Annotated in this window: 24 protein-coding genes; 13 read left to right on the top strand and 11 right to left on the bottom strand. The window is 45.8% G+C overall.

The genetic code is table 11. From position 1 onward, the window contains the following. Nucleotides 1–3: 3 nt before the first annotated feature. The 5 genes from GWR21_RS27080 to GWR21_RS27060 form a co-directional block, all read right to left on the bottom strand. Nucleotides 4–1023 (bottom strand): mannose-1-phosphate guanylyltransferase, encoded by a 1020-nt coding sequence (locus GWR21_RS27080; protein WP_162334836.1) that lies wholly within the window; start codon nucleotides 1021–1023, stop codon nucleotides 4–6. 20 nt (nucleotides 1024–1043) lie between these two features. Beyond that, the gene (locus GWR21_RS27075) at nucleotides 1044–1604 is read right to left on the bottom strand and encodes a UpxY family transcription antiterminator (protein ID WP_162334835.1); all 561 of its coding nucleotides are present in this window, start codon (nucleotides 1602–1604) and stop codon (nucleotides 1044–1046) included. A gap of 195 nt (nucleotides 1605–1799) precedes the next feature. Next, the gene (locus tag GWR21_RS27070) at nucleotides 1800–4184 is read right to left on the bottom strand and encodes a GumC family protein (RefSeq protein ID WP_162334834.1); all 2385 of its coding nucleotides are present in this window, start codon (nucleotides 4182–4184) and stop codon (nucleotides 1800–1802) included. A 50-nt stretch (nucleotides 4185–4234) separates the two neighbouring features. Continuing rightward, complete coding sequence (locus GWR21_RS27065) at nucleotides 4235–5026, bottom strand: polysaccharide biosynthesis/export family protein (protein WP_162334833.1); 792 nt, start codon at nucleotides 5024–5026, stop codon at nucleotides 4235–4237. A gap of 144 nt (nucleotides 5027–5170) precedes the next feature. Beyond that, a complete protein-coding gene (locus tag GWR21_RS27060) occupies nucleotides 5171–5875 on the bottom strand; it encodes a response regulator (protein WP_162334832.1) in 705 nt (234 codons plus the stop codon). A gap of 439 nt (nucleotides 5876–6314) precedes the next feature. Here GWR21_RS27060 and GWR21_RS27055 point away from each other — a divergent pair, with 439 nt between their 5' ends. Both GWR21_RS27055 and GWR21_RS27050 read left to right on the top strand, forming a co-directional pair. After that, nucleotides 6315–7043, top strand: coding sequence for a sensor histidine kinase (locus GWR21_RS27055; protein WP_162334831.1), 729 nt, complete (start codon nucleotides 6315–6317; stop codon nucleotides 7041–7043). Between the two features lie 9 nt (nucleotides 7044–7052). Further along, nucleotides 7053–7427 (top strand): response regulator, encoded by a 375-nt coding sequence (locus tag GWR21_RS27050; protein ID WP_162334830.1) that lies wholly within the window; start codon nucleotides 7053–7055, stop codon nucleotides 7425–7427. A 401-nt stretch (nucleotides 7428–7828) separates the two neighbouring features. On the opposite strand, the gene GWR21_RS27045 is transcribed toward GWR21_RS27050, so the two are convergent. Further along, complete coding sequence (locus GWR21_RS27045; RefSeq protein WP_162334829.1) at nucleotides 7829–9433, bottom strand: T9SS type B sorting domain-containing protein; 1605 nt, start codon at nucleotides 9431–9433, stop codon at nucleotides 7829–7831. A gap of 391 nt (nucleotides 9434–9824) precedes the next feature. Further along, nucleotides 9825–10034 carry a hypothetical protein gene (locus GWR21_RS27040; RefSeq protein ID WP_162334828.1) on the bottom strand — a complete coding sequence of 70 codons (210 nt, stop codon included), beginning with the start codon at nucleotides 10032–10034 and terminating at the stop codon, nucleotides 9825–9827. A gap of 368 nt (nucleotides 10035–10402) precedes the next feature. Between GWR21_RS27040 and GWR21_RS27035 the strand changes: the two genes are divergently transcribed. Continuing rightward, nucleotides 10403–11101 (top strand): hypothetical protein, encoded by a 699-nt coding sequence (locus GWR21_RS27035; RefSeq protein WP_162334827.1) that lies wholly within the window; start codon nucleotides 10403–10405, stop codon nucleotides 11099–11101. Nucleotides 11102–11105: 4 nt separating this feature from the next. Here the strand turns inward: GWR21_RS27035 and GWR21_RS27030 are convergent, their stop codons facing one another. After that, on the bottom strand, nucleotides 11106–12089 hold the full coding sequence (locus GWR21_RS27030; RefSeq protein ID WP_162334826.1) for an acyl transferase: 984 nt from the start codon (nucleotides 12087–12089) through the stop codon (nucleotides 11106–11108). A 129-nt stretch (nucleotides 12090–12218) separates the two neighbouring features. Between GWR21_RS27030 and GWR21_RS27025 the strand changes: the two genes are divergently transcribed. The 4 genes from GWR21_RS27025 to GWR21_RS27010 all read left to right on the top strand — a co-directional run bounded on the left by GWR21_RS27025 (nucleotide 12219) and on the right by GWR21_RS27010 (nucleotide 16418). Then, the gene (locus tag GWR21_RS27025) at nucleotides 12219–12662 is read left to right on the top strand and encodes a hypothetical protein (RefSeq protein WP_162334825.1); all 444 of its coding nucleotides are present in this window, start codon (nucleotides 12219–12221) and stop codon (nucleotides 12660–12662) included. 139 nt (nucleotides 12663–12801) lie between these two features. Continuing rightward, entirely contained in the window at nucleotides 12802–14340 is a 1539-nt protein-coding gene (locus GWR21_RS27020) for an acyl-CoA carboxylase subunit beta (RefSeq protein WP_162334824.1), read from the top strand. Nucleotides 14341–14428: 88 nt separating this feature from the next. Further along, complete coding sequence (locus GWR21_RS27015) at nucleotides 14429–15274, top strand: UbiA prenyltransferase family protein (RefSeq protein ID WP_162334823.1); 846 nt, start codon at nucleotides 14429–14431, stop codon at nucleotides 15272–15274. Between the two features lie 43 nt (nucleotides 15275–15317). After that, the gene (locus GWR21_RS27010; protein ID WP_162334822.1) at nucleotides 15318–16418 is read left to right on the top strand and encodes a M42 family metallopeptidase; all 1101 of its coding nucleotides are present in this window, start codon (nucleotides 15318–15320) and stop codon (nucleotides 16416–16418) included. A 141-nt stretch (nucleotides 16419–16559) separates the two neighbouring features. Here the strand turns inward: GWR21_RS27010 and aroQ are convergent, their stop codons facing one another. The 3 genes from aroQ to ytxJ form a co-directional block, all read right to left on the bottom strand. After that, complete coding sequence (gene aroQ, locus GWR21_RS27005) at nucleotides 16560–16973, bottom strand: type II 3-dehydroquinate dehydratase (protein ID WP_162334821.1); 414 nt, start codon at nucleotides 16971–16973, stop codon at nucleotides 16560–16562. 44 nt (nucleotides 16974–17017) lie between these two features. After that, nucleotides 17018–17584 (bottom strand): UbiX family flavin prenyltransferase, encoded by a 567-nt coding sequence (locus tag GWR21_RS27000; RefSeq protein ID WP_162334820.1) that lies wholly within the window; start codon nucleotides 17582–17584, stop codon nucleotides 17018–17020. A gap of 95 nt (nucleotides 17585–17679) precedes the next feature. Next, on the bottom strand, nucleotides 17680–18009 hold the full coding sequence (ytxJ, locus tag GWR21_RS26995) for a bacillithiol system redox-active protein YtxJ (RefSeq protein ID WP_162334819.1): 330 nt from the start codon (nucleotides 18007–18009) through the stop codon (nucleotides 17680–17682). Nucleotides 18010–18343: 334 nt separating this feature from the next. On the opposite strand from ytxJ, the gene GWR21_RS26990 reads away from it, so the two are divergent. From GWR21_RS26990 to GWR21_RS26965, 6 genes are all read left to right on the top strand, one after another. After that, nucleotides 18344–19696: a UDP-N-acetylmuramate--L-alanine ligase gene (locus tag GWR21_RS26990; protein WP_162334818.1), complete on the top strand. Its 1353-nt coding sequence runs from the start codon at nucleotides 18344–18346 to the stop codon at nucleotides 19694–19696. A 9-nt stretch (nucleotides 19697–19705) separates the two neighbouring features. Continuing rightward, nucleotides 19706–20479, top strand: a complete 774-nt coding sequence (locus GWR21_RS26985; RefSeq protein WP_162334817.1) for a 3'-5' exonuclease — start codon at nucleotides 19706–19708, stop codon at nucleotides 20477–20479. A gap of 69 nt (nucleotides 20480–20548) precedes the next feature. Then, nucleotides 20549–21295, top strand: coding sequence for a polyprenol monophosphomannose synthase (locus GWR21_RS26980; RefSeq protein ID WP_162334816.1), 747 nt, complete (start codon nucleotides 20549–20551; stop codon nucleotides 21293–21295). Nucleotides 21296–21303: 8 nt separating this feature from the next. Continuing rightward, nucleotides 21304–22185 carry a DMT family transporter gene (locus tag GWR21_RS26975; RefSeq protein ID WP_162334815.1) on the top strand — a complete coding sequence of 294 codons (882 nt, stop codon included), beginning with the start codon at nucleotides 21304–21306 and terminating at the stop codon, nucleotides 22183–22185. Nucleotides 22186–22244: 59 nt separating this feature from the next. Beyond that, nucleotides 22245–24992: an alpha/beta hydrolase family protein gene (locus tag GWR21_RS26970; protein WP_238430033.1), complete on the top strand. Its 2748-nt coding sequence runs from the start codon at nucleotides 22245–22247 to the stop codon at nucleotides 24990–24992. 158 nt (nucleotides 24993–25150) lie between these two features. After that, nucleotides 25151–25975, top strand: a complete 825-nt coding sequence (locus tag GWR21_RS26965) for a DUF6597 domain-containing transcriptional factor (protein WP_162334814.1) — start codon at nucleotides 25151–25153, stop codon at nucleotides 25973–25975. Nucleotides 25976–25981 lie beyond the last annotated feature (6 nt).

The raw sequence follows: 25981 nt of genomic DNA, 5'->3' as shown, positions 1-25981 counted from the left end.
TGTTTACAGCAGTTCAGGCCTGTTCTCCTTCACCCACTGATGCAGTTGTTTTATTTCCTGTCCTTTTCCTTTCTGTAATATCAGCAGGGCTTCGGGGGTATTTACCACCACTACGTTTTCCACGCCTACCAATGCGACCAGTTTATCTTTTCCGATCACCATGCTGTTCACGGGATCACTTTCAATGAATACTGCCTGATGGTTGCTGTAACGGTAGTGACTCGCGAGTGCTTCTGCCAGTGCTTCGTAACCACCTACATCACTCCATTGCATGGCACTTGGTACCACCTTCACGATATTACTTTTTTCCAGTACAGCGTAGTCGATACTATCAGAAGGAATAGCTTCCATAGCCGCCAGTGGTATCACGCCGGTTTCTTTCCAGATGGCCGCTGCTTCGGAAGCAGCCGCATAAATTTCTGGTGCATATTCCAGCAGCTGTTGTAACAGTACGCCTGCTTTGCCGCAGAAGATACCGCTGTTCCAGAGGTAATCACCACTTTGCAGCATTGCTTCAGCAGTAACAGCGTTTGGCTTTTCCGTAAAGCGAACGACATCATAACCGGCATGCTGAATATAACCGTATCCTGTTTCAGGATAAGCAGGTTTCAGACCGATGGTCACCAGGTGTCCTTCAGCAGCTAATGCAGCAGCTTTCTGTATGGTTTCAGCATACAGATCAGGCGTACCAATAAGGTGATCAGCAGGTGTGATAAGCAGGATAGTTTCAGGAGACGCGGAGAATGCCGCCAGCGCGATGGCTGCAGCCGTGTTACGACCTACAGGTTCAGCCAGCATCTGGATATTGGTGGCACCTGCTTCCTGCAGCTGCTTATTCACAATGTCGGCCTGTTGCTCATTCACTACCGCTATGACACTATCACAGAAGCTGTTATTGCGCACCCATGTTAATTGCAATAAACTCTGTCCGTCAAATAACGGCAGCAGTTGTTTCGGCGTCTGTTTATTTGATAGTGGCCAGAGACGGGTTCCTGACCCTCCACATAATAATACGTGTAGCATAAATGTTTAGGGTTGATATTTTAGATAGCACTGCTGACACCTACTTTCGCGGAACCAGCGTATTCTTTTGTGTTGTTGTTATTCATCAGCATCAGATCGCTGGTCTTCACAGTAGCGATGAGGGAGAAGCCCATGCTGTACAATACAGCTTTCACTGTATTCTTGCTGGCTTCCACCACCCTGCCATGCTGATGCATGAGCGGTCCGGCAGTGATGCGTATCAGATCGTCTTCCTGTATGGGGAAACGTTCCACTTCCACGTCCTGGTATTCACGCAGGAAACGTTTGATGAGGTCAATTTCATGCTCAGGAATACTGGCAGGCTTACCTAACCAGTACACGAAATTCACGATACCGCTTGTTTCGCGTACGAGCGTTTTTTTGTCCTCAGGAATGCGGACAAACACATACGATTTGAAGAGAGGTTCTTCAACGATCTTTTTACGATCGCTCCACTGATGTGTTACTCTGTTTAGCGGACAGTATGTTTCGATTTGTTTCCGAACCAGCGCATCCGCCACTTTTTTCTCCCATCTGGGTTTAGTATAGACTGCATACCAGGTGTGTGTCTTCTGTTCCATTTCAGTGGGTTTAAAAGTTAATAAAGCATGATTAAATAGAAATAATAAGTTGATAAGGTGGAATCAATAAAGGCGGGAAAAGAAGAGGAAGAGAATTTGGCATAGCTTCGCCTCCTCAGTCACATGAGCATTTTTCAAAAAGTATGTATCTCAAGGCATTACGATAATCAGCTTACCGTAATGCCACTGTTCTTTTTACTTGAAAATCTTTGTAAACCGACCCTTCTTCACAGTGCCATTTTTGGTTTCTTCGGTGTAACCATACCCATATCCCTGTCCGTTACCATAACCGTAACCGCCGCCATAGCCGTATGCATAACCAGGTGCGCCACGCATCTTCAGACCATTGAACACGATGTTCAATTTTCCAAGATCTCCTTGTTCATACAGGTCTTCAACCATTTTGAGGTTAAACTTAGGCGTTCTGTCATGACGTACTACATACAGTGTTGCATCAGCGAATGGAGCGAGCAGGCGTGCATCAGTAACAGGACCTACCGGAGCGGAGTCAATGATCACATAGTCAAACGATGCTCTGAGGTTAGCCAGCAGATGTTCTAATCTGCCATTCAATATCAGCTCTGTCGGATTCGGTGGTATCACCCCTGCAGAAAGCAGGTACATATATTCATTGTTCTCAATTGGCTGCTTGAGGATATCGCTCAGTGACGAGTGACCTACCAGGTAATTACTGATACCCGGATGGTGCGGTACATTGAGGATCTTGCTCACCTTAGGTTTTCTCAGGTCAAACTCCAGCAGCACCACTTTCTTTTTAGTCAGGGAGAGGCTCAGTGCGAGATTCACCGCAACGAAGCTCTTACCCTCACCGGAAATAGAGGAAGTGACGAGGATGGTCTTGTTATCGCCGTTAATACCTATGTAAGATAAGCTGGTACGTAAAGCCCTGAACTGTTCAGCAACCGGTGTACGCTTACCTTCTGTGATAGCGATAGCGCCGCTTTTGTCGAACATGATCTCAGCGATGATCGGTGCAGAAGTACCTTTTTCGATATCTGACCGGAACATTACTTTATGGTTCATCAGATCTTTCACTGCGATGAAGCCGGCTACTACTGCAATACCTGCGATGAGTGCCAGTGCCATCACCATTGACTTCTTCGGACTGAAAGGGAAGCTTTCTGCCTCTGCCAGGTCAATGATACGGCTGTCGGAGATAGCAGCCGCATATTGCAGCTGGGTCTCTTCACGTTTTTCCAGCAGGAAAGTATAGATGTTGTTTTTGATCTGTTGTTGTCTGCTTACTTCCAGCAATGTTTTTTCCTTGCTGGGTACACCTTTCAGCATACTCATGAAACGGCCGTTCTGACCGGCGAGTTTCGCTCTCGATGCTTCGAGGTTAGCGCGTAAGCTGCTGATGTTATCCAGGATCGCAGGTCTGAGTTTTTCGATCTGTGCGGTCAGACTGGCTATCAGCGGACTGTTCTCACCAGTGGTCTTTCTCAGCCTTTCCAGCTGGAGTTCAGAATCCTGCAGTTTGCTAACGAGTCCGAGTAAGGTCGGATCAGCAATGCCCAAAGTAGCAGGTACCAGGTTATCACCGGCGCCCTTTCCTTTTACATATTCCTGCACGGCAGAAAGAGAGGACAATTGCATATCGGCTTCGCTGAGGCGAACGTCATTATCCTGTACAGCGTTCAGGAATAATTTACTTTGTTCGCTGATATCAACGATCCCTTCATTGGTTTTATACTCCTGGATCTTTCCTTCTACCTGGCTGAGTTCCGCAGTGATGATACGCAGTCGCTCTTCCACGAAAGCCATCGTTTTAGAGGCTGTTTTATTCTTATCATCAATAGATGCAGCATCGTATGCCTTCATCAGTTCGTTGAGCATGTCCATCCCCCTTTTAGGCACGGCGTCAACGTATTCCAGTCTGAGTACATTTGCAGTTTTGGTAGCAGGCGCAATTTTCAGATTGCTCAGGAAAACGCCGGCCAGGGCTCTGTCACCGGATACTTTCAGGTAGTAACCTTCACCATGTTCACCATTTGGATTGTATCCTGGCACCGGCTTGATGATCATCCGGCCCCATTTGGTATGAACCGTATCATTCAGCGGGTAGGTCTGATCATCGAGGGAAACTTTCTTTCCTGCATAATCATATTTCAGCGGAACGATAGTACCTTCATTAGGATCGATCAGGTCCGGATCAAGAAACTCAAACTGTACCGGTCCTGTTTTATACATGGAGATATCGCGGATCCTGCCTTTTTCGAATACTTCACCGTAGAGGTTCAGATTTCTTACAACAGTTTTCGCTATGGTTCTTGACTTTAATATTTCGATCTCGTTATCTACTTTCTTACCTCTGCCGAGCGGGTCCATCATTTCGATGATAGAGCTCTCAACGGGGCGTGTATCTTCTTTGATCAACAGAGAAGATGATATTTTATACAGTGGGGTTGCATATCTCAGATAAACATATGCGATTGAGAAAGAAATAATTGACGCAATCACAAATAAAGGCCAGTAAGGCTGATATTTATGCCTGATCATTTCAAGGAGGCCTGTATGTTCCTCTCGTTTTGCGCGCGTATTGATTACTTTCTGTTGCATGGCTCTCAACACAATTTGTAGGATGAATTATTGGAATAACATCAGCTCTGTTAGTTGCCTAATCTGTCAATCGCAAGTACAATTAAAGACAACGTGCTGATGATGATCGGAATAGTTGTCCTGCTGCCAGTTGCTACAGCTACTTTTGATTTATTTGGTTCGACATATACTACGTCGTTAGACTGCAAATAATAATAAGGAGATGACAACACTTCTGAACTATTCAGATTTAGTCTTTTGATAGTCTTTTCACCATTGACTTCCCTGATCAGCATAATGTTCTCTCTTTTACCATAGACGGTAATATCACCGGCCAGTCCTAATGCTTCGAGAATGGTGATCTTTTCACTATTCACTGTGACTACCGAAGGGTGTGCGACTTCACCGATCACGGTGACCCTGTAGTTGAGGAACCGGATGGTAACTACCGGATCCTTCATGAGTTTGCGGTTATTTAATTCATCGCGTATATAAGTTGTCAACTGCTCTTTAGTCAATCCTTCTGCTTTGACTTTTCCAAGCACCGGATATTCAATATATCCGTCCTGACTTACCAGATAACCCGTTGCCTGATTGCCACTACCTGCGATTGAAGTGTTTGTAACACTTGGGGTGTTAAATACAATAGCATCCTCGGGGTTCATACTACTAACAACAATTTGCAATACGTCATTTTTGTGGACTACCGGCTCAAAATTTCCTTTTACGGGAGCAATAACAGTATCAGGAAGATTGTTAAAATAAACTGACTTCCGTGTATTGACACATGATGTAAAAAAGAAACAGCAGATAAGGACCGGAACAACAAAGATATAACGTAAATAATCCTTCTTTAGAATCATCTTACCGTTTTGAATATTTAAAGGTTTTTCTTCCGCGCTTTCCGTGATACAATATTAGTTTATACCTATCGTGATCACTACTACTAAATAAAGTAAAAAACGCACTTATGACACAAACGTGCCTACTGAATCAAGTAGCATTTTTTATATGAAAGGGATCACATTCTCAAATGAAAGCATTCGAAAAAAAATCCAAGAATTCGTAATTAAAAAGAAAGAATACAAACTATTTGACCAGATTTTTGAAATTAGTTCTGATTTGGTGGCAACATTAAGTTTTTGATAAATTTTCTTCAGGTGTTGGTTCACGGTGAAGACTGTCACAAAAAGCTTCTCTGCCATCTCCTTATATGAGTAACCTTCTTTTAGTAACGTAAGAAGCTCATATTCCCTTTTTGTAAGCTTATGTTTTATATCCTCCAGGGGGTCCTTGGCGATATAGTTGATCAGCAAATGAGCAGCTTTGGGAGACAGTGTACCTCCCTCACTTACGGCATCCATAATTGAATGGTAGATCTCCATTAAGCGGCTGGTCTTAATTATATAACCACTCGCACCCTGACGGATCGACTCAATTACGTAATGTTTCCCATCGTGACCTGACAAGACGATGAGTTTTGCCTCGGGGTAAATACGCTTCAGTTCCTGCATACCCTGTATGCCTGATTCCCCTGGCAATGAAATATCCAGTAGTATTACATTCACCTCTGTCTCCTTAAATGGAAGGGCTCTGAACTCCTCCATCGACTTACAAGCAAATACCACCTTACACTCCTGAAAATCTTCTAAAAACTCCTTGTAATTGTTCAACTGGAAATAATTATCTTCTATAATTCCAATATTGATCATAGGGGTAAAAAGTTAGCAAGGTTTATAATTGATTCAATAAAAAAATATGGCATATAAATATGGCTTGGTCTTGCAAAAATAATTCCAAAAACGAGAATTTATAAAGGTAATTTGCAACTCGTTGAGAACGAGCTATATAAAGATTGAGGTTGATTTACGTCCTTTTCTAATAGTCTAATTATTAATCTATTGGATTTTTTTATATATGATCTTTCGGTTAACTTTTCTCGATATTCACAATACGTGTCACTGCTTTGGTGAAAATACGTTTTTAAATTAAATACTCAGTCAGACCGGTGCATAATTATCCCTTTATTGAGTAATTTGCCGCTTAACTGTTGAAAAACTGTGTACTCCGCATATGTGGAGATTATCTACATATTGTTGAGCTTATTATCCTATAAATTTAGACGCCGGCAATCATTAAAAGTATAGAACAATGGACTCCACTAACCGCTCCGGGGACAGTGAACTTGTCACCAATGCCAGTAATGTCATCGCTATCGCTGCACACGAGTTTAAGACGCCACTGGCCACCATTACGTCTGTCGTCGATCTGCTTTCACTGAAGCTGCAGAAAGACCAGCACATGAATGCATTCTACGAGAAACAACTCTCCAGGATCACTTCCGAAATCTTTTCGTTGAATAGCATGGTCGATGAGATGCTGACAGTCAATAATATACTCTCAGGAAACATCACCAGCCATAAGGAGATGACCGACCTCGCCGACCTGCTGCTTCCCTTAAAAGAGCAGTATCGCAACCTGCCGGACGAGTCGCGGGAACTCCTGCTCACCATCACCGGCACGCCCCGTAAACTGTGTATCAGCAGCGTGCAGGTAGAACGCATCCTCTCTAACCTGATCAGCAATGCCTTCAAGTATTCCAGAAAGGCGTCTCCGGCCGTTCACCTGGACTACCAGGACAATGCGGCTGTTATCACCATTACGGATGATGGCATCGGTATACCGGCAGAAGACCTTCCACACCTTTTCCAGCCTTATTTCCGGGGTAGTAATACGAATGGCATTCCGGGTACCGGACTGGGATTAAGCATCGTGAAAACATTCGCAAAAGCCAACGATGGAGAGATCTCCGTGAGCAGCCACCCGGATAAGGGCACGGTTTTTACACTTGCCTTCAGGTATCCTGATACCTGTCAGTAAAATTTTCGCATGAACACCAGTATTCTTTTGATTGAAGACAGAGCCGGACTTCTGGACACGCTTAAAAGTCTGCTCGAACTACACGACTATACCGTTTACACTGCCAGCAACGGAGAAGAAGGTCTTTCCATGGCCATCAGACACCTCCCCGACCTGGTTATCAGTGACATATATATGCCCGTATTGAACGGATATGAACTGCTGGACAAATTCCGGGAACATACTGACCTTTGTCATATCCCGGTGCTGATCGCCAGCGCCAAAAACCAGGAAGCTGAAATAGATGCAATTATGCAGAAAGGCGCCGCAGGATATCTTTCAAAGCCATTCGTATTTGCACATCTCCATGAAGAAATAAAGCGGGCGTTAGCCGGGAAAGGGTAAGGCGGCAATGTACTGTTGTTCGTGCAAGACCAGCTAACGACTAGTGTACCTGTAAAGTCAATCCTGATCTTCCACAATAGAACTGTAAAGTTTTTCTGTATTAAGACAGTTATTCATCAGGTAAGCTTTCTCTTACGTTTCTCTTACGTTTTAAAACGTAAGAGAAACGTAAGAGAAAGCTTACCTGATGAATACTAAAAGCTTACATCAGAATATCCGAAAATAAGTGCGGATAGTTGTCAAAAAAAATTTCGTCACCCTAAAAACCGGTTTTGTCACCACGTTAATGGGTTTCGTCACCTTTGCCTGAAAAAAGAGGGGCATTCTGGTTGATGGTGAAGCTGACCGCACCCGCTGCTGAAAAACGAAAACGGTTGGATATAGGATTCGTATGCTTTTTATCACTTTACCAGCACCAGTGAGCCGGTATATTCCCGCTGGTCACCCTTACTGGTAACAAAAGTACAGACATAGATAAACGCCTGCGGGGTTTGCGGTACACCACGGCAATATCCGTCCCACCCTATCTTGGGGTCGTTGGTCTGAAAAACAAGGCTACCCCACCGGTTATAGACGGTTAGTTTGTAGTGAGTGATCGCATCGTATACCCTGGGACGGAACAGATCATTATTTCCATCACCGTTAGGGCTAAATGCAGAAGGCATCATCACGAAGCAGTTCTGATGAGGAGACGAGATAACGGTATGTCCGCCATCTATACAACCATTCGCATCTGCTACTTCATAGTGGTAACTACCTGCTTTCAGATTACGTTGTATACTATCGGGCTGCCAGGTATCTCCATTCACGCGGTACTGATACGGACGGGTGCCTCCTGCTACATCCCATTTAATGCTGCCGTCATTGACTTCAATACAGCTACAGTTTTCCGGAGTCACCTGTTGTATAAAAAGAGGCGCAGGTTCTTTGATCATCACGTTGAAAGTATCCGCACATACCTGCTGATCTCTCAACACGAACACATAATTTCCCGGCCGTACATTTTTAAATGTAGTCGTTTCCGTTAGTACACCGTTCATCGTCAGCTCATAGGGTGGTAAACCGCCGGTGATGTTAAGTGCAATTTCATTTTCGTTATCACCGGCACACCTGGATATCGTCACATTTGTATCGGCTGCCAGGTCAGATGCAGCAACCGTGATCGCACCTTTGGAGGTGACACCATTCGCAGCCGTAACAGTCACGTTATACTGACCCGCAGGCAGGCCGGATACTTCAGGTGTTGTATAGTTGCCCGGCGTCCACAGGTACGTATAAGGCTCCGCACCTCCGCTTACTTTTACCTGCACGGTACCGGTACTCGTGTTCTTACAGGAAGTAGTAGCTGTCAGCTGCGTACGCAGGATCTGTCTGATAGTAGACAGGTTGTCCATAAACACCAGTACGCCGTAACCGCTGATAGGGCAGTTCTCGGCCGGGTAGGCATAAAATGAAATGTATTTATGTGTTTGTTTAGGGGTGAATATGGCATTCCACCGGTGCCAGGTCGTGTCAGTAAAACTACCGGATGTCCATAGTCGTTCGGCGGTATCGCCGGGAGCGCCGCCACCGAAGATAGCCAGGTTGCCATAGCAGTGTTTGTGGCCGTACATTTCATTGAAAGCAAGATCGAAGGACATGCTGTATGTCCTGTCTGCTGTCAATGGTTCAGTCAGTTCCTGTTCGATACCTTCACGGTATACAGGTCCGGCCTGCAGGCCCACAAAAGTGTTCCCTGCATTGGCTATTTTAAACACGCCCATTACGCCCGGTAGTACATCTGGTGTATTGGCCGCAACACGCCAGCCTGTGGGTGCTACTTTGATACCGGGTTTTCCCTCCAGAGAGGAATTTCGCAAAGTAAGATGCTGTGCAGATGCTACATTCAACAGACAGCTCAACAACAGGATCGTACATAGTACACATATCCGGATAGCGGGATACGTGAGATAACAACATGGTTTTCCCATTAGCCGGGTGTGGCCGGCTTGGTTAGTTAAAATCATAGGAATATTAGTTAGAACACGGTCAATAAATCTTCGTCTTGTTCTTGTGATTAGCAATTCCAATGGACATGGAAAAAGCGCCCAGCTAGTAGTCTGATTTAATTCACAGGTATGGTGAGGAGGATATGGAGCATCCTCCGTTAATTAAATTAATGGCTTGCTTTGAGTTTGCATTCCCAGTAGTCTAAAGATACAATATGTTTTAATATAATATAAGACTTTTTATAAAATTTAACTCCTTTATTCAATTAGTACTCAATGTAGTAGCGATCTCTACCGCAAGTGAAAAGGCATAGGAAAACCTATGCCTTCTATGAGTACAGATGATTACTTTTCTATTGCTTAAACTATATCTGAATTTGGAACAAGCTGTATATAGTTTAACCCATTGTCATCTGTTACTGTGCGTGTCTTTTTCGGATTCGTTCTCTTCTTTATTCTTGTCAGACGGTTCTTCCTTATTTTTATCTTTGGGTATGACCACTTTCAGGGTATCGTCTGCTGTTTTTTCACGGGTAATATCGCGGCTATAATCGTTCCCTAAATTAGGGCCTCCCTGTTCCAGGCCGGTACTACCGATCGATCTGTCTCTTACTGCCATAACTGTAAATTTTTATGGTTTAAAAATGACGTGTACTCTATACATTACGGCCCCAAAACCATGCCAGCAGGAACGGATGAGGTAAGTGCAGGTAACCGGAACGGTGATGGCACATCATGATGACAGGCAATTATATGCTACTGCGGTCATCCTCCACTGTCATATCTGTCGTTGCCATTTCTATGGGAAATACATCGGAGATGATTGAATTTCCAGCGCAATACATTCCCTTTTCTAATATTGCGCTGGTTTTCCCGGATTTTAGTGGTAACTTTCAGATATAGATCCAATGCCAACTATCCCTATCAATTTTTGCCAAATGCAGCACATAGCGCTATTCAAGAGACTTAAAGACAAAACCTGTAAGTATGAAGGATAAGGTGCCTTATATCGCCTCCACCTATTTTATATCTCTGATCAAAGCATATCTTCAGGGCCATAAAACTAAGCCCGAAATTCTTGCTGAAACAGCAGATCTTCTTCCTCCTGCGCGGTATAATGAGGTCAGCCGGTTTTTAACAGCCGCTGCGCATCAGATGAATGATGCCTTTTATGCAGATATCGTGGACAGCATGCAACACACTTCAGGTACCGTTCCTACCAGAAATGGTCTCATCCATCACCTGGAAGCATTACTCCGTGGCGACATCAGCGTGCAGGAACTGCTCGACTGGGCCACCTGGTATACAATAGCGGAAGACCAGCTCAGCGCTGGTATTATGGACGACTTTGCAGTAGAGTTTTTTTGCTTTGATTTTCTGCCTGTGCACTATGAAGCACTAACGGAAGAGCAGTTCAGACAGTTACTACACCTGTTCCGGAAAGTACCGCAGGACCCGCTAAAAGAAAAGATCGCCATTACACTGATCATAGAAAAAGAACGGCAGCATTTCCTGTATTTTCTGCGCAGTTTTCTCGAACAGCCGCAGCATACGGATGCGCTGGACTCCTACCTGATGGGCAAATTCGGTATGGACCATCGTAGTTTCCCTTATATGTCCGAACTGACTGCCATGAGTCAACATCCTGAGCAGCTGGAACAGTTACTGGAGCAGGCACGTTTATAAGTGCCTAGCTCACCATGAGACTGCAACCTCTCAGGGCTGAATTATCCAGGCGCCCCAGCACTTCAAAACTTCCGTCCGGACGTATTTTACCAATATCTTCGGTGGCAATGAATGCGCAGGAATGAACATTCGCCAGGTCAACCACATTGATCACACCGGATGCGTTAGCAGCAGACAGCTCAAACGGATCACTTTCATCGCGGACGAGCAACTTCATCCACGGTGGTGTGGTGAAGATACCATCACCATAGGAATAGGCCTGCGACAGCAGTTCCGTCATTCCGTATTCCGCATGGATGTGCTTACAGCCCAGTCTTTCTTTCAGGTAGGCGTGTACCTGCTGACGGGTCCATTCTTCCCGGCGGCCTTTCATGCCCCCGGTTTCCATTACGATCGTATGGTTCAGTTCCAGCTGATAGTTCTCGGCAAAATCCAGTAATCCGAACGTCACACCAATTAACAGTGTTTTTTGTCCGCTGGCTTCGAGTTCCCGGAGGTGGGCCGCCAGTTTATCATGCTCATACAGGTAAAAACCGCTGGCAGCATGGCCGCTTCTTTTCACCATGTCCTGCACCATATAAACGAGGGAGGAATGTTTTCTTTCCAGGTAGGACGGGAGCAGTCCGACCACGACATAGTCGGATACCGGACCGTAAAAACGCTCAAAACCGGCCAGAAAGCTTTGCTCATATATAGCAGCTTCCTTTACCAGGTGGCGGCTGTTGATGGTCTGAGTGGTACCGCTGCTTTCGAAGATCAGTTCCGGCTCGAAGGCACCGCAGGTAACTGTATGTGTTTTAAAGAATTGTATAGGAAGGAAGGGAATATCCAGTAGTGAGCGGATGTCCGAGGGCTTCCGGCGCAGGGCGTTAGTATAGGCCCGGTAAATGTCGTTCTCCCTGTACTGGTAATGAAACAGTTCCAGGGCCGCCGCTTCGGTGTCCTGCTCCTGCAATGTAAATAGTGCTGCCGTATTAATGCCACTCATGTCGCTTACTTTGAACGCACAAATTTAGGGTATACGTAACAATCAAACGACATTTTACGTTATAACACAGTGGTGCCGCTCGTCCGACAGGCATTAGCTATACTTAAAAAAATAATGTACGTTTGTTATATGAAGAAAACACTCGTTTTATCCCTGTTTGCACTGGCAGCCATCTGCGGTGGTTGCGGGAAGGATTCGATAGGCACCAAACCGATGCTGACATTCCTTTCATACTCCTCCTCCCCTGTGATTTCTTCCTTCGGGATGGATGTCCGTTTCCAGGTAAAGGACGGGGACGGGGACATTGAAAATACATTCAATTTTGCCCCCATTTACGATACCAAACCGCTTGATACCGCTTTTGAATCCCGCGATATGCCGGGTGTGGAAGCGCACAAGGGTACTAATCTGACCGCCGAAGTCATTCTTCACCTGATAGGAACAGATTTCCCGCAGACAGGCGACACGCCTATTCCGAAAGACAGTCTGCATTACCTGGTGTTTATTACGGATAATGCAGGGAACATTAGTGATACACTGGTGACGCCGAAGATAGAGGTGCTGTATGAGTAATAGTGAGATATTAAGATATTAAGATAATAAGATCTTAAGATAATAGGAATTGGGAATTAGGAAACAGGAATTGAGCCTTTAATATCAGCTCAATTCCTATTTCTTAACTCCTAATTCCTAATTCATTTATATTTGTTTTATGGACAAATTCCACGAACTCCAGAACAAGATCGCTACAGCCATCGTTGGTGGCGGCGAAGCCCGTATTGCATCTCAGCACAAAAAAGGCAAACTGACCGCAAGGGAAAGACTACAACTTCTACTCGACGAAGGCTCCTTTGAAGAATTTGATATGTTTGTGCATAACCGTAACCGTGGGATGACCACCGACCAGGAACAGTTTCCCGGAGATGGGGTGGTCACCGGGTATGGTACGGTGAATGGCAGACTTGTATATGTTTTCTCACAGGACTTTACCGTCTATGGCGGTAGCCTCTCTGAACCGCATGCACGTAAGATCTGTAAGATCATGGACCTCGCCATGCAGAACGGTGCGCCGGTCATCGGACTCAATGACAGCGGTGGCGCCCGTATCCAGGAAGGAGTGGTTAGCCTGGGTGGTTATGCAGATATTTTCTATCGCAATACCCGGGCCTCCGGCGTCATCCCACAGATCTCTGCCGTAATGGGCCCCTGTGCGGGCGGGGCGGTATACTCCCCTGCTATCACAGACTTCATATTGATGGTCGAAGAGACATCCTATATGTTCGTGACCGGTCCTAACGTGGTGAAGACCGTAACACACGAAGAAGTGACTTCCGAAGAACTGGGCGGGGCACATACCCATGCGGTAAAAAGCGGGGTGACACACTTCGCCTGCAGCAATGAAGTGGAGTGTATCCGTAATATCCGGCAGTTGCTGAGCTATATGCCACAGAACTGTGAAGAGGATGCCCCTGTTTATCCTTACGAGGGTAAAGATGAAGTGCGGCCGGTGCTGAATACGATCATTCCTGACAGCTCCAATCAGCCGTATGACATGAAAGAAGTGATCAGTGAACTGACAGATACAGACAGCTTCCTGGAAGTACATAAAGATTTTGCAGAGAATATCATCGTAGGTTTTGCCCGTATTGCAGGCAGGAGTATTGGTATAGTTGCCAATCAGCCTGCCCATCTTGCCGGCGTACTCGACATCCATGCATCTGTGAAGGGCGCCCGCTTTACCCGCTTCTGCGATGCCTTTAATATACCATTGCTGGTACTGGTAGATGTACCCGGCTTCCTGCCAGGCACTGACCAGGAATGGAACGGCATTATCACCAATGGCGCCAAGCTCCTGTTTGCATTAAGTGAGGCAACAGTACCCAAGATCACCGTTACCACCCGTAAAGCCTATGGCGGGGCCTATTGTGTGATGAACTCCAAACATATCGGCGCCGATCTCAACTTCGCTTTTCCTCAGGCAGAAATAGCCGTAATGGGGCCTAAAGGAGCCGTAGAGATCATCTACAAGAAAGAGATTGACGCAGCACCAGATCCGGAAGCCCGTATGAACGAACTGGTAGCCGAGTACACGGAACGCTTTGCCAACCCTTATCTGGCTGCAGAAAAAGGGTATATAGATGAAGTGATCATCCCCGATCAGACACGTATTAAACTTATTAAGGGTTATGCAATGCTGGAAAATAAGGTAGTGACCCTGCCCAGGAAAAAGCACGGCAACATTCCTTTGTAAATCAGGAATAAGGGAATTAGGAATTAGGAATTAAAATTTCTACACCGATCTTCGCGTTCGAATTCCTAATTCCTAATTATCTTGGGCCATGCGTGGTTTGTTCAATTTTATCCTTTTTTCTTCCATCTATGTGGGTTGTATTGCCATAGTGATGATATGGCAGACAAATGCACTTTTACATATTGAGCAGATCAATTACACCTACTACGCTTTCGTGTTCTGCGCAACCATGTGCAGCTATAACTTTCACTGGTATCTCACTCCGGCAGACTATTCTACATCTGAACGCATCCTATGGGGAGCAAGGCACAAGACGCTGCAGTTATCACTGGTAGCCATCAGTGGTATCGGGGCATTGTATGGCTTCTGGCTGCTGAGGGAACACTGGTTGCCTATGGGAGGCGCAGCCGTGCTGACCTTTCTCTATTCTGCACCTAAACTGCCACAGCGGATATTTGTATGGCTGCGGAAGATCGCTGTTGGAAAGACTATTTTTCTGACAAGCGTATGGATCTATGTAACTACCGTATTGCCGCTGTTGATAGAACAACAGCCTTATTCGCACAATGTGCTGTGGTTTGCCCTGCACCGCTTCTTCCTCGTATATGCCCTGTGTATCCTTTTTGATTACAGGGACCTCGAGTCTGACAAAAAGGAAGGTATCCGGTCACTGATCACCTGGCTGAGTACGCGTAATCTCAAAAAATTATATATTGCTTCCCTGGCATTCTCCGCCATCTTTGCATTAGCACTCTATCCTATCGATAACTGGCTGCTGACAGGGATACTCCTGGCACCAGTGGTGATTACCGCACTGATTACACGATATGCGCTGAAAGACCGCTCTGATCATTTCTATTACTTTGTTGTAGACGGGATGGTGATGCTCTCTTCGCTGCTTCATTTCATTCTGACAATACCTGGCTTGCTGTAAGCAGCCAAACACTTACTTTTGCAGCACAATTAACATTACAGTAATGGCCAAAAAGCAAAAATCCATACTCAGTAAAGAGGCGCTAACGTTCCTCCGGAATTACCTCAACAATCCATCTCCAACCGGATTTGAGAAAGAAGGACAGAAAATGTGGCTGAACTATCTGCAGCCATATATTGATGAGCATTTTGTGGACGCGTACGGGTCGGCAGTCGGTGTCATCAATCCGAAGGCGCCGTTTAAAGTGGTGATTGAAGCGCATGCTGATGAGATCTCCTGGTTTGTGAATTACATTTCACCTGAAGGTCTGATATATGTTATCCGTAATGGTGGTTCCGATCAGCAGATCGCTCCATCCAAACGCGTAAATATCCATACAGAAAAAGGCATCGTAAAAGCTGTGTTTGGCTGGCCTGCTATTCACACCCGCTTACGCAGTACGGAGGGAAAAGATCCGCAGCCGAAGGTAGAGAACATCTTCCTGGATTGCGGCGCCCGTAACCGGAAAGAAGTGGAAGACCTGGGTATCCATGTAGGTTGCGTGGTAACGTTTGAAGATGGCTTTGAAGAGCTGAACTACGACTACTTTATCTGTCGTGCACTGGATAACCGTATCGGTGGTTTCATGATTGCCGAAGTAGCACGTATGCTGAAAGAGAAGAAACAATCCCTGCCTTTCGGATTGTACATCGTAAACGCGGTACAGGAAGAAGTAGGGCTACGTGGTGCAGAGATGATCGCTAAACGTATCAAAGCCGATGTAGCGATCATTACGGACGTAACGCACGATACCACTACACCAATGATCAACAAGAATATTGAAGGTGAGATCCGTTGCGGATCAGGTCCAAGCATCACATATGGTCCGGCGGTACACAACATCCTGCGCGATCTGATCATCAGGACAGCAGAGAAGAACGATATTCCGTTCCAGCGTCATGCTGTAAGCCGCAGCACAGGTACCGATACGGATGCTTTTGCTTATTCTAATGATGGCACACCATCAGCACTGATCAGCATTCCACTACGTTATATGCATACGACGGTAGAGATGATCAAACGTGATGACATTGAGAACACTATTCAGCTGATCTATCAGACGCTGCTGAACATTACGCCGAAAACGAATTTTAAATACCTGTGAGTTAATTAGGGATCAGGAATTTTTTCTGATAACAGACTTACATAAAAGCAGGAGCGCTCATGATAGTTAAATCATGAGCGCTCTTTATTCATGGGAGATCATTGTAGCAACATTCCTAATCCTGATCTCCAATTCCTGATGCTAAAGAAAATATCCTATCCCCAGCGCATATCCCTTCATTCCCAGTCCGCAGATGCTACCGACACACACCGGTGCGATCATACTTTTATGGCGGAACTCTTCTCTGGCGTGGATGTTACTGATATGCACCTCCAGTACCGGTGTTTTGATAGCGGAGATGGCATCGCGCAGTGCCACGGAGGTGTGGGTGTATCCGCCGGCATTCAGCAGGATACCATCAAAGGAGAAGCCTATTTCATGCAGATGGTTGATCATTTCCCCTTCGATATTGCTCTGGAAATAGGTCAGCTGTACGTTAGGGTATTGTGCTTTCAGTTTTTCGAAATAAGATTCGAAAGACTCATTTCCATAGATACCCGGCTCCCGTTTTCCCAGGAGATTTAAATTAGGTCCGTTAATGATGGCTATCTGCATATAATTGGCGATTCAAATGAGGTGTCTGGTGATAGTGAATATTATTACTGATCGCCTCCCCAGCGGAAGGTTTGTTGTTCGATGCCTGCAAGGTCCAGTACACGGTCCACGACGGTAGCCGCCACCTCTTCTATGCTTTTAGGCACACTGTAAAAGGAAGGAGTGGCAGGGCAGATAATGCCGCCAGCCTCCGTCACCGTCATCATATTTTTAATATGCATCAGGTTATAGGGGGTTTCCCTTACTACGCAGATCAGTTTTCTTCTTTCTTTCAGGACAACGTCTGCTGCCCGGGTGATCAGGTCATTGGAGATACCGGTGGCGATGCGGCCCAGGGTGCCCATGGAGCAGGGGCAGATGATCATGGTATCGAACCTGCCGGAGCCTGAGGCGAAGGGCGCATGGAAGTCCTGTTGTGAATACGTCTTAAAAGGTAATTGTTTGTAGTCGTCTGTACCCAGCTCTGTTTGCCATACGGTACGGGCATTATTGGTCAGCACCAGTGCTACCTGGTCCGTCTGTGCGGAAGCCGCCTGCAATTTATTCAGTAACTGCCTGGCGTAGATGGCTCCGCTGGCACCCGTAACCGCTACAACTATACGATGTTTCATTCTCTCAGCTTAATAGGATACAAAGCTAGGTCAAAAAAAATACCGGCCATAAGGCCGGTACTAAATTCTTTGGATAAATAGCGAAAAATGCTGCCTTAGTTAGACTTATCCACAATATCGTCCATAGTGATACCGCTATGGCTTTCATCGTAAACGCATTCCCCGTTGCGGATGAGCAGTATTTGCGGTGATTCATGTTCAACGTTAAAATCTGCTGCGATCCTGTTTGAAATGTCTCTGAATTTGATGAGATCGAGATAATAAAAGTCAATTGTTTCCGGAGCAGCAGCTTTCTCCAGCCTGGCTTTCGCCATTGCACTGATCGAACAACGCGTACTGTGTTTGAAGATAACTACCGGTCTGGTTACTGAAGATTCTTTTATTTCTGATAACTGATGCTCAGTCGTAAGTGCTATCCAGTTCATTAACAATCCTTCACGTTTGCCCCGTGCGCCACTTTACTAATTTTCATCGGACAACCCAACTTATTCTGTGATGCACAAGAAGTTAAGAAAGCCGCAAAGATAAAGAAAAGGCACGCGCCGCCCAAAACTTTCAGATAAGATACTTGCATAAAGGGATGTTTAGTTGAATAATGAAATTTCATAGGGAATGGTGATATCACTTTTTTAATCGCCAATTTTTGACGTTACTTTGCAAATATAAAATTTATATTAAAGAATTTGTCTATAATATCATTCCTTTTTCCCTTAGACATATAAATATAAAGATAAAACGCAGGTATCTGGCTAAAATTATATGGCAAAAGTACATTTTATCGCCGTGGGTGGCAGTGTGATGCACCAGTTAGCTATCGCACTGAAAATCAAAGGTTACCAGGTAACTGGCAGTGATGACGAGATATATGAGCCTGCAAAGGGCAATCTGGCGCAGGCCGGCATATTACCGGCATCTATGGGTTGGGATGAAAGCCGTATCACGGCTGATCTGGACGCTGTTATCCTGGGTATGCATGCCCGCGCAGACAATCCCGAGCTGCTCAAAGCAAAAGAACTGGGACTGAAGATCTATTCTTTCCCTGAGTATATATACCAGGAAAGTCTGGAGAAGAAGAGAGTGGTCGTTGGCGGCAGTCATGGTAAAACGACGACTACAGCGATGATCATGCACGTGCTGCAGCAGGCAGGTCAGGCATTCGACTACCTGGTGGGTGCCCGCCTGGCAGGATTTGCGCAGTCTGTAAACATTACAGATGCCCCTGTGATCGTTTGTGAAGGCGATGAATATCCGGCCTCCATCATTGAAAAGCGGCCCAAGTTCCATTTCCTGCATCCACACGTGGCGGTACTGACCGGTATAGCCTGGGATCATATCAATGTGTTCCCCACCTTCGAGAACTACCTGGAGCAGTTCGCCATTTTCCTCCGCACGATGAAAGCCGGCAGCACGCTCATTTACAACAATACCGATCCGGAACTGGTTAAACTGGTGCAGGCTGAAGGGCTTCACCTGAAACTGGTACCTTATGATATTCCGCCACATGTGATCGACAATGGCGTAACAACCGTTACGTTTGGCGATCAGCAATCAGCGCTGGAAGTATTCGGCGATCATAATCTGCTGAACATGCATGCGGCCCGCCTCGTTTGTAATGAACTGGGTATCAGTGATGAAACATTCCTGAAAGCGATCGCTACCTTCAAAGGCGCGGCTAAAAGGCTGGAGCTGGTAGGTAAGAACGATCATTGTGCCATCTACCGTGACTTTGCCCATGCTCCTTCTAAAGTAAAGGCGACCATCAGCGCGCTGCGCGACCAGTATCCGAACCGGAAGCTGATCGGGGTGCTGGAGCTGCATACCTACAGTAGTCTGAATGCGGAGTTCATGGTGCAGTACCAGGGCTGTATGGACAAAGCGGATGTAGCCGTGGTCTTTTACAGCAAACATGCACTGGAGATCAAACGCATGCCACCACTGGAAGCTGATGTGGTAGCACAGGGCTTTGGCCGCCCGGACCTGAATATATTCACCAGCAGGGAACACCTGACCGCATTCCTGGACAAACAGGAATATCAGGATGCGAACCTCCTGATGATGAGTTCAGGTGATTATGAAGGATTGGACGTAAATTCGCTGAAAAAGTATATATAAAAATTAGTCATGCCCTCTTTGCAACTTAAAAGGCCACTGGCCGTAATTGATCTGGAGACGACCGGTACCAATGTGGCTACGGACCGTATTATCGAAATTGCTATTGTTAAGGTGTTCCCTGATAAGACTGTACAGTCCAAGGTGAAAAGAATCAACCCTGGCATGCCTATTCCTCCTTCCTCTACTGCTATTCATGGTATCAGCGATGACGATGTGAAGGATGCACCGACTTTCAAACAATGTGCGAATGAACTGCGTCAGTACATGGACAACTGTGACCTGGCCGGTTATAATTCCAACCGTTTTGATATACCCCTGCTGGTAGAAGAGTTCCTGCGTACAGGACTGGAGTTTGATGTAAAGGACCGTAAATTCATTGACGTACAGAAAATATTCCACCTGATGGAAAAACGTACACTCAGTGCAGCTTACAAGTTCTATTGCGATAAAGACCTCGTGAACGCACACAGCGCAGAAGCAGATGCACTCGCTACCTACGAGATCCTGGAAGCGCAGCTGAGCCGTTATGAGCAGCTGCAGGCGGAAGTGACACCACTGGCAGAATTTACCAAAGAAGATGATTACGTGGACTTTGCGAGAAGAATGGTCATGCAGAATGGGGTGGAAATGTTCAATTTTGGTAAATACAAAGGCCGTGCGGTAAGAGACGTGCTGAAAATTGAGCCTCAATATTATGACTGGATGATGAAAGCTGATTTTCCGCTGAATACGAAGCAGAAACTCACAGAGATTTATCACAGTATGATGTTAAAAAAGATTTAATATTTGTAAAAACCGTACTTTATCTGGCGTTTGCACTAATTTCGCACTCCTAAACAACAATTTGCTAGATTGGAAAAGCTCGTCATAATTCCCACGTACAATGAGAAGGATAATATCCGTAACATCATTGACGCGGTTTTTGCCCTGCGACAAAACTTTCATATACTGATCGTGGACGACGGTTCGCCCGATGGCACCGGTAATATTGTAAGGAATTTGCAGCAGTCCCACTCCGGCGAATTATTCCTGGTAGAAAGAAGTGGTAAACAGGGATTAGGCACTGCCTATATCTTCGGTTTCAAATGGGCACTGGAAAAGGGATATCAGTACATTTTCGAAATGGACGCTGACTTCTCCCATAATCCAACCGACCTAAACAGGCTGTACGATGCCTGTTCCAAACAAGGTGCGGATGTATCAGTAGGTTCCCGCTATGTAAAAGGCGGTAAAACTGAAAACTGGCCATGGGACAGAGCTGTACTCTCCTACGGCGCGTCTGTATATGTACGTTTTGTGACCTGGCTCAGGGTAAAAGACGCTACTGCCGGCTTTGTGTGCTACAAAAGACAAGTATTGGAGGCGATTAATCTGGATGCCATCCGGTTCGTAGGTTATGCCTTTCAGATAGAAATGAAATTCACGGCGTGGAAGCTGGGCTTTAAAATAAAAGAAGTACCTATCACTTTCAAAGACCGTAAAGAAGGATATTCCAAAATGAGTAAGGGTATCGTGAAAGAAGGAATACTGGGGGTACTCAAAATTCAATGGGAGAGCCTGTTCCGCAAGTATGAAAGACGCGTAAGAAATAGCGAATAAGCGGATTAATGAAAAAAGCACTAATGCAATTACACCTGTCAGTTTTTCTGGCAGGTTTTACGGGTATATTGGGTAAATTAATTACCCTGAATGAGGGCATGCTGGTATGGTACAGACTATTATTTACCATTATCACATTGTATATACTCTTCCGCTGGAAGGGTATGCTCACCAAACTATCTTTTAAACAGATCGTTCCGATCGGCCTGACCGGCATGGTGGTCGTACTGCACTGGCTATTTTTCTACGCCAGTATCAAGTACTCCAATGTCTCTATAGCAGTGGTCTGTTTTGCCCTCACCAGCCTCTTCACCGCCCTGTTCGATCCACTGATCAACAAGGGCAAACTGGATAAGACAGAACTGCTGCTCAGCGGTATCACCCTCCTGGGCATCTTCCTGATCTTCCACTTTGATACCAACTACAGAACCGCTATCATACTGGGTATTATCTCAGCGATGTTTGCCGCACTGTTCACCATCTTCAATAAACGCCTGATCGTTAAATACGATACACCCACTATCACGTTCTATGAACTGGCGGTGGGTTTTATGGGACTCACCCTCCTGTTGCCGGGTTACCTGTATTTCTTCCCGCAGCCACTGGAACTGCCATCACTCAGTGACATCAGCTACCTGCTGATACTGGCCTGGGCCTGTACCGTATGCATGTATATGCTGCTGATGAATGCCCTGACCAAGATATCGCCGTTCACTGTGAACCTCTCCTTTAACCTGGAGCCGGTATACAGTATTATCATCGCCTTTATTCTTTTTCATGAGAACCGTGAACTGAAATCGGCGTTCTATATAGGACTGGCCTGCATCATTTTATCAGTTGCATTGCAGATGAACAGGGTAGCGCGCACGATGAAGCATGCTCATGCCTGATTTTGACCGTCTATCAGGAAATCTTCACGTAATCAGTCACATTTTTTTATTTTGGCCACATGAAGCAACTCATGTGTATGGCCGCTTTTTCCGGCCTGTCCCTGCTAACCTATGCACAGCAGCCAGCTAAAAAGCCACTGGATCATTCCGTGTACGATGGCTGGCAGAGCATTGGTAGTAAGATGATCAGTAATAACGGACAATGGACCGTGTATACTGTCACACCACAGGAAGGCGATGCCACCCTGGTTATCTACAATAACAAAACGAAAAAAAGTCTGGAAGTACCACGCGGTGCAAATCCCATTATCACCGAAGACAGCCGCTATGCGATATTCGCTATCAAGACACCTTTTGCGGTGACGAGGCAGGCGAAGATCAAAAAGAAAAAGCCGTCAGAAATGCCCAAAGACTCCATGGGTATCGTGACATTAGGCAATGATAATATCTATAAAGTACCTGCTGTAAGGTCATTCAAAACCCCTGAAAAAGGCAGTGGCGTATTGGTTTATCTGAAAGAAAAACCACAGGCAGATACGACCAGCGGTAACCTGGTGATCCACTATCTGCATAAACAATCGGCCGATACCATCCGTAATGTCCAGGATTATCAGATCAGCAAACCCGGTAATCACCTTTTAGCAGAGATCGTGGCTGACAAAAAAGATTCGCTATCCCGCGGAGCAGTCCTGCTATGGCAGATAACAAACGGCAAGAAAGATACCCTCAGTCGTGGTACAGCGCAGCGAAAACAGTTCACCTTTGATGAGAAAGGTACACAGCTGGCATGGTGCAGCTCACGCGACAGCGTAAAAGCATTACAGCATTTTTATTCGCTGTATTATTATCGTACCGGACAGGATACTGCAAAGATCATTGCAGACAGGACGACGAAAGCCTTCCCTGATAACTGGTCCGTAAGCCCGGATGGCAAGGCATGGTTCAGCGAAAATGGAGAACGGCTGTTCTTTGGTACCGCACCGATCCAGCCAGCAAGAGATACGAATATTGTAGATTTCGAAGTAGCGAAAGTAGACGTCTGGAACTATCTGGACGACTATCTGCAACCAATGCAGCTGAAAAACCTCGACAGAGAACTAAAGAGAAGCTATCAGGCGGTATACTATACCGGTTCTGAAAAGATCCTGCAGCTGGCAGATAAAGACATGGAGTATGTCACTGTGGCCGATCGTGGTAACAGTCCGTATGCAGTAGGGTATACAGATAAGGGACAGCGTGTATCCGCACAGTGGACAGGTAATACGCTGAAGACGTCTTACCTCGTGCATATGGAAAATGGGAACAGGAAACTATTGCAGACCAATATAGATAGCATCAGCCGTATTTCTCCGAAAGGCAATTATATCACCTGGTATAACCTGAAGGAAAAACAATGGTATGCTTATGAAACGGCTACTGGCATTACCCGTAATATCACGGCGAAAATACCGGTGTCATTATCTGAAGAAGATGATGATCATCCCGATCAACCCAGCCCATACGGCATAGCAGGCTGGCTGGAAGGCGACAGGGCAGTTTACATCTACGACCGCTATGACATCTGGCAGGTGGATCCTTCCGGAAAGGCAGCACCACAGCTGTTAACCGCAGGATACGGCCGCGAGCAGAAATTACGTTTCCGTTATGTACAGTTGAATAAAGAAGAGCGTTTCTTCACACCAGGACAGACACTGTTACTGGAAACGTTCAACGAAACGACGAAAGAGAATGGCTTCTATACAACAGCGAGCACATTCAAAAAAGCGCCTGTAAAACCTACACTGGTAGTAATGGGCCCCTATACTTTTGGTGACCCTGTAAAGGCAGAAAACGCAGATAACTACCTGTTCACCAAAGCCAGTTATGTATTATCGCCGGACGTGTACACTGGTACTTCCCTGAATAATGCGGAGCAGATCAGTCATATCAATCCGCAGCAACAGGAATATAACTGGGGAACAGCAGAACTGTTTAAATGGACCGCTTACAATGGTAAGCCTGCAGAGGGCATCCTGTATAAACCGGCTGATTTTGACAGCACGAAGAAATACCCGGTACTGTTATATTTCTATGAGAAATTATCAGAAGGACTGTATAATTATATACCACCAGCTCCTACCCCATCGCGTTTAAATATTTCGTTCTTCGTAAGCCGTGGCTATCTGGTACTGGCGCCGGATATCAGCTATGAAAATGGTCATCCGGGTCAGGGAGCGTACGACTATGTCGTGAGTGGTGCAAGAGCCTTAGCGGCGCATCCGTGGGCAGATAGTCTGAACATGGGTATACAGGGACAGAGCTGGGGCGGCTACCAGGTGGCGTATCTCATCACCCAAACTTCTTTATTTAAGGCAGCGTGGGCAGGTGCGCCGGTGGCGAATATGACCAGTGCCTATGGCGGTATCCGCTGGGAGAGTGGCATGAACCGTCAGTTCCAGTACGAACGTTCACAAAGCCGCATCGGCGCTACGCTATGGGAAAAGCCGGAGCTATATATTGAAAACTCTCCGTTGTTCCATTTACCGAAAGTCACGACACCACTGGCAATTATGAGTAATGATGCAGATGGTGCAGTACCCTGGTATCAGGGTATTGAACTGTTCACCGGTTTGCGCAGACTGGGTAAACCAGTATGGATGCTGAATTATAACAATGAAGCCCATAACCTGGTACAGCGTCAGAACAGAAAAGATATTCAGCGTCGCGAGCAGCAGTTTTTCGACCATTTCCTGAAAAACGCACCAGCACCGGAGTGGATGCAGGTGGGTATACCTGCGACGGAGAAAGGCCGAAACTGGGGATGGTAGGTTTCCATCCCCAATTTCTCTGACGCAATCAACTGTTATTCAACCTAATCAAATTAATTTTTTTTATATACCTTCAAACTGTTATGTTTGTATTGAAATTGAAGACCTAGCCGACATTGTGGATGTTTTGATTATCTGATAACCTTATACGTGTTCCTATGAATTTCCGTATCTACCAACCGGCAACTTCGCTGGCACCCTATGTTAAGCAGTATTATCATTTACAAAGCGCGAATCCGGGACTGATCAATCTGCCGCAGAACCTTTTTTCTCTGGGAGACCTGTACATGGTGTTCCTCGAAGAAGGGGAAGTGATCTTCCAGCCTACGCTGCATGCATCTTTTACATTACCACAGGCATCGATAGTGGGACATTTTACCTGTCATCATCAGATTATGGTAAAGGGCCCTGTGAAAATGACGGTGGTACAGCTGAATGCATATGGCTGTTATAAACTGGCAGGACTTGACATGTCCTCATTCAACAATTATTACCGTGACTTACTGAAGCAGGACCGCGAATGCTGGTCTAAGCTGACAGGCAAGCTGGCGGCACACAATGACATTACGACCCTGGATGCGGTATTGGATGACGCCTTCACCAACATGATGTGCACACACCCGCACAACCTGAAACAGGTGGATGAAATTGCAGATTACATTATCAGCACACAGGGGTATACGAATATTGAATGGTTGACGAAGAAATTCAAAGTTTCCCGTCATACCATGGAGCGGAAGTTTATGGAAGTGATTGGTTTAACTCCGCAGTTATTTGCAAGAATGCTGCGTTTCAGAGATGCGATGCGTCATATGCAGCAAATGAATGTAGAAGAGTGGCAGACGTTTATCACGAACAACGATTACTATAGCCAGGCTTTATTCACACAGGACTTCCTTTTCTTTAAAGGAGAGCCGCCGATACTGAATCAGGAGACTGCGATCGCGCAAATGCCGGTAGCAAGACCTGTAGCCGTAGCATAAACAGAC

The sequence above is a fragment of the Chitinophaga agri genome (assembly GCF_010093065.1).
Classification (GTDB): domain Bacteria; phylum Bacteroidota; class Bacteroidia; order Chitinophagales; family Chitinophagaceae; genus Chitinophaga; species Chitinophaga agri.
The sequence above is the reverse complement of the archived record's forward strand: the minus strand, read 5'-3'. Positions and strand labels throughout refer to the sequence as shown.

Bases quoted from the DNA above. Each gene is read 5' to 3' on its own strand.
- GWR21_RS27010 (WP_162334822.1), top strand. From the start codon at position 15,318: ATGGCCAAAAAGCAAAAATCCATACTCAGTAAAGAGGCGCTAACGTTC.
- GWR21_RS26990 (WP_162334818.1), top strand. From the start codon at position 18,344: ATGGCAAAAGTACATTTTATCGCCGTGGGTGGCAGTGTGATGCACCAG.
- GWR21_RS26985 (WP_162334817.1), top strand. From the start codon at position 19,706: ATGCCCTCTTTGCAACTTAAAAGGCCACTGGCCGTAATTGATCTGGAG.
- GWR21_RS27030 (WP_162334826.1), bottom strand. From the start codon at position 12,089: ATGAGTGGCATTAATACGGCAGCACTATTTACATTGCAGGAGCAGGAC.
- GWR21_RS27075 (WP_162334835.1), bottom strand. From the start codon at position 1,604: ATGGAACAGAAGACACACACCTGGTATGCAGTCTATACTAAACCCAGA.
- GWR21_RS27060 (WP_162334832.1), bottom strand. From the start codon at position 5,875: ATGATCAATATTGGAATTATAGAAGATAATTATTTCCAGTTGAACAAT.
- GWR21_RS26970 (WP_238430033.1), top strand. From the start codon at position 22,245: ATGAAGCAACTCATGTGTATGGCCGCTTTTTCCGGCCTGTCCCTGCTA.
- ytxJ (WP_162334819.1), bottom strand. From the start codon at position 18,009: ATGAACTGGATAGCACTTACGACTGAGCATCAGTTATCAGAAATAAAA.
- GWR21_RS27035 (WP_162334827.1), top strand. From the start codon at position 10,403: ATGAAGGATAAGGTGCCTTATATCGCCTCCACCTATTTTATATCTCTG.
- GWR21_RS27070 (WP_162334834.1), bottom strand. From the start codon at position 4,184: ATGCAACAGAAAGTAATCAATACGCGCGCAAAACGAGAGGAACATACA.
- GWR21_RS27015 (WP_162334823.1), top strand. From the start codon at position 14,429: ATGCGTGGTTTGTTCAATTTTATCCTTTTTTCTTCCATCTATGTGGGT.
- GWR21_RS27000 (WP_162334820.1), bottom strand. From the start codon at position 17,584: ATGAAACATCGTATAGTTGTAGCGGTTACGGGTGCCAGCGGAGCCATC.
- aroQ (WP_162334821.1), bottom strand. From the start codon at position 16,973: ATGCAGATAGCCATCATTAACGGACCTAATTTAAATCTCCTGGGAAAA.
- GWR21_RS27050 (WP_162334830.1), top strand. From the start codon at position 7,053: ATGAACACCAGTATTCTTTTGATTGAAGACAGAGCCGGACTTCTGGAC.
- GWR21_RS27025 (WP_162334825.1), top strand. From the start codon at position 12,219: ATGAAGAAAACACTCGTTTTATCCCTGTTTGCACTGGCAGCCATCTGC.
- GWR21_RS27045 (WP_162334829.1), bottom strand. From the start codon at position 9,433: ATGATTTTAACTAACCAAGCCGGCCACACCCGGCTAATGGGAAAACCA.
- GWR21_RS27065 (WP_162334833.1), bottom strand. From the start codon at position 5,026: ATGATTCTAAAGAAGGATTATTTACGTTATATCTTTGTTGTTCCGGTC.
- GWR21_RS27020 (WP_162334824.1), top strand. From the start codon at position 12,802: ATGGACAAATTCCACGAACTCCAGAACAAGATCGCTACAGCCATCGTT.
- GWR21_RS27080 (WP_162334836.1), bottom strand. From the start codon at position 1,023: ATGCTACACGTATTATTATGTGGAGGGTCAGGAACCCGTCTCTGGCCA.
- GWR21_RS27055 (WP_162334831.1), top strand. From the start codon at position 6,315: ATGGACTCCACTAACCGCTCCGGGGACAGTGAACTTGTCACCAATGCC.
- GWR21_RS27040 (WP_162334828.1), bottom strand. From the start codon at position 10,034: ATGGCAGTAAGAGACAGATCGATCGGTAGTACCGGCCTGGAACAGGGA.
- GWR21_RS26975 (WP_162334815.1), top strand. From the start codon at position 21,304: ATGAAAAAAGCACTAATGCAATTACACCTGTCAGTTTTTCTGGCAGGT.
- GWR21_RS26965 (WP_162334814.1), top strand. From the start codon at position 25,151: ATGAATTTCCGTATCTACCAACCGGCAACTTCGCTGGCACCCTATGTT.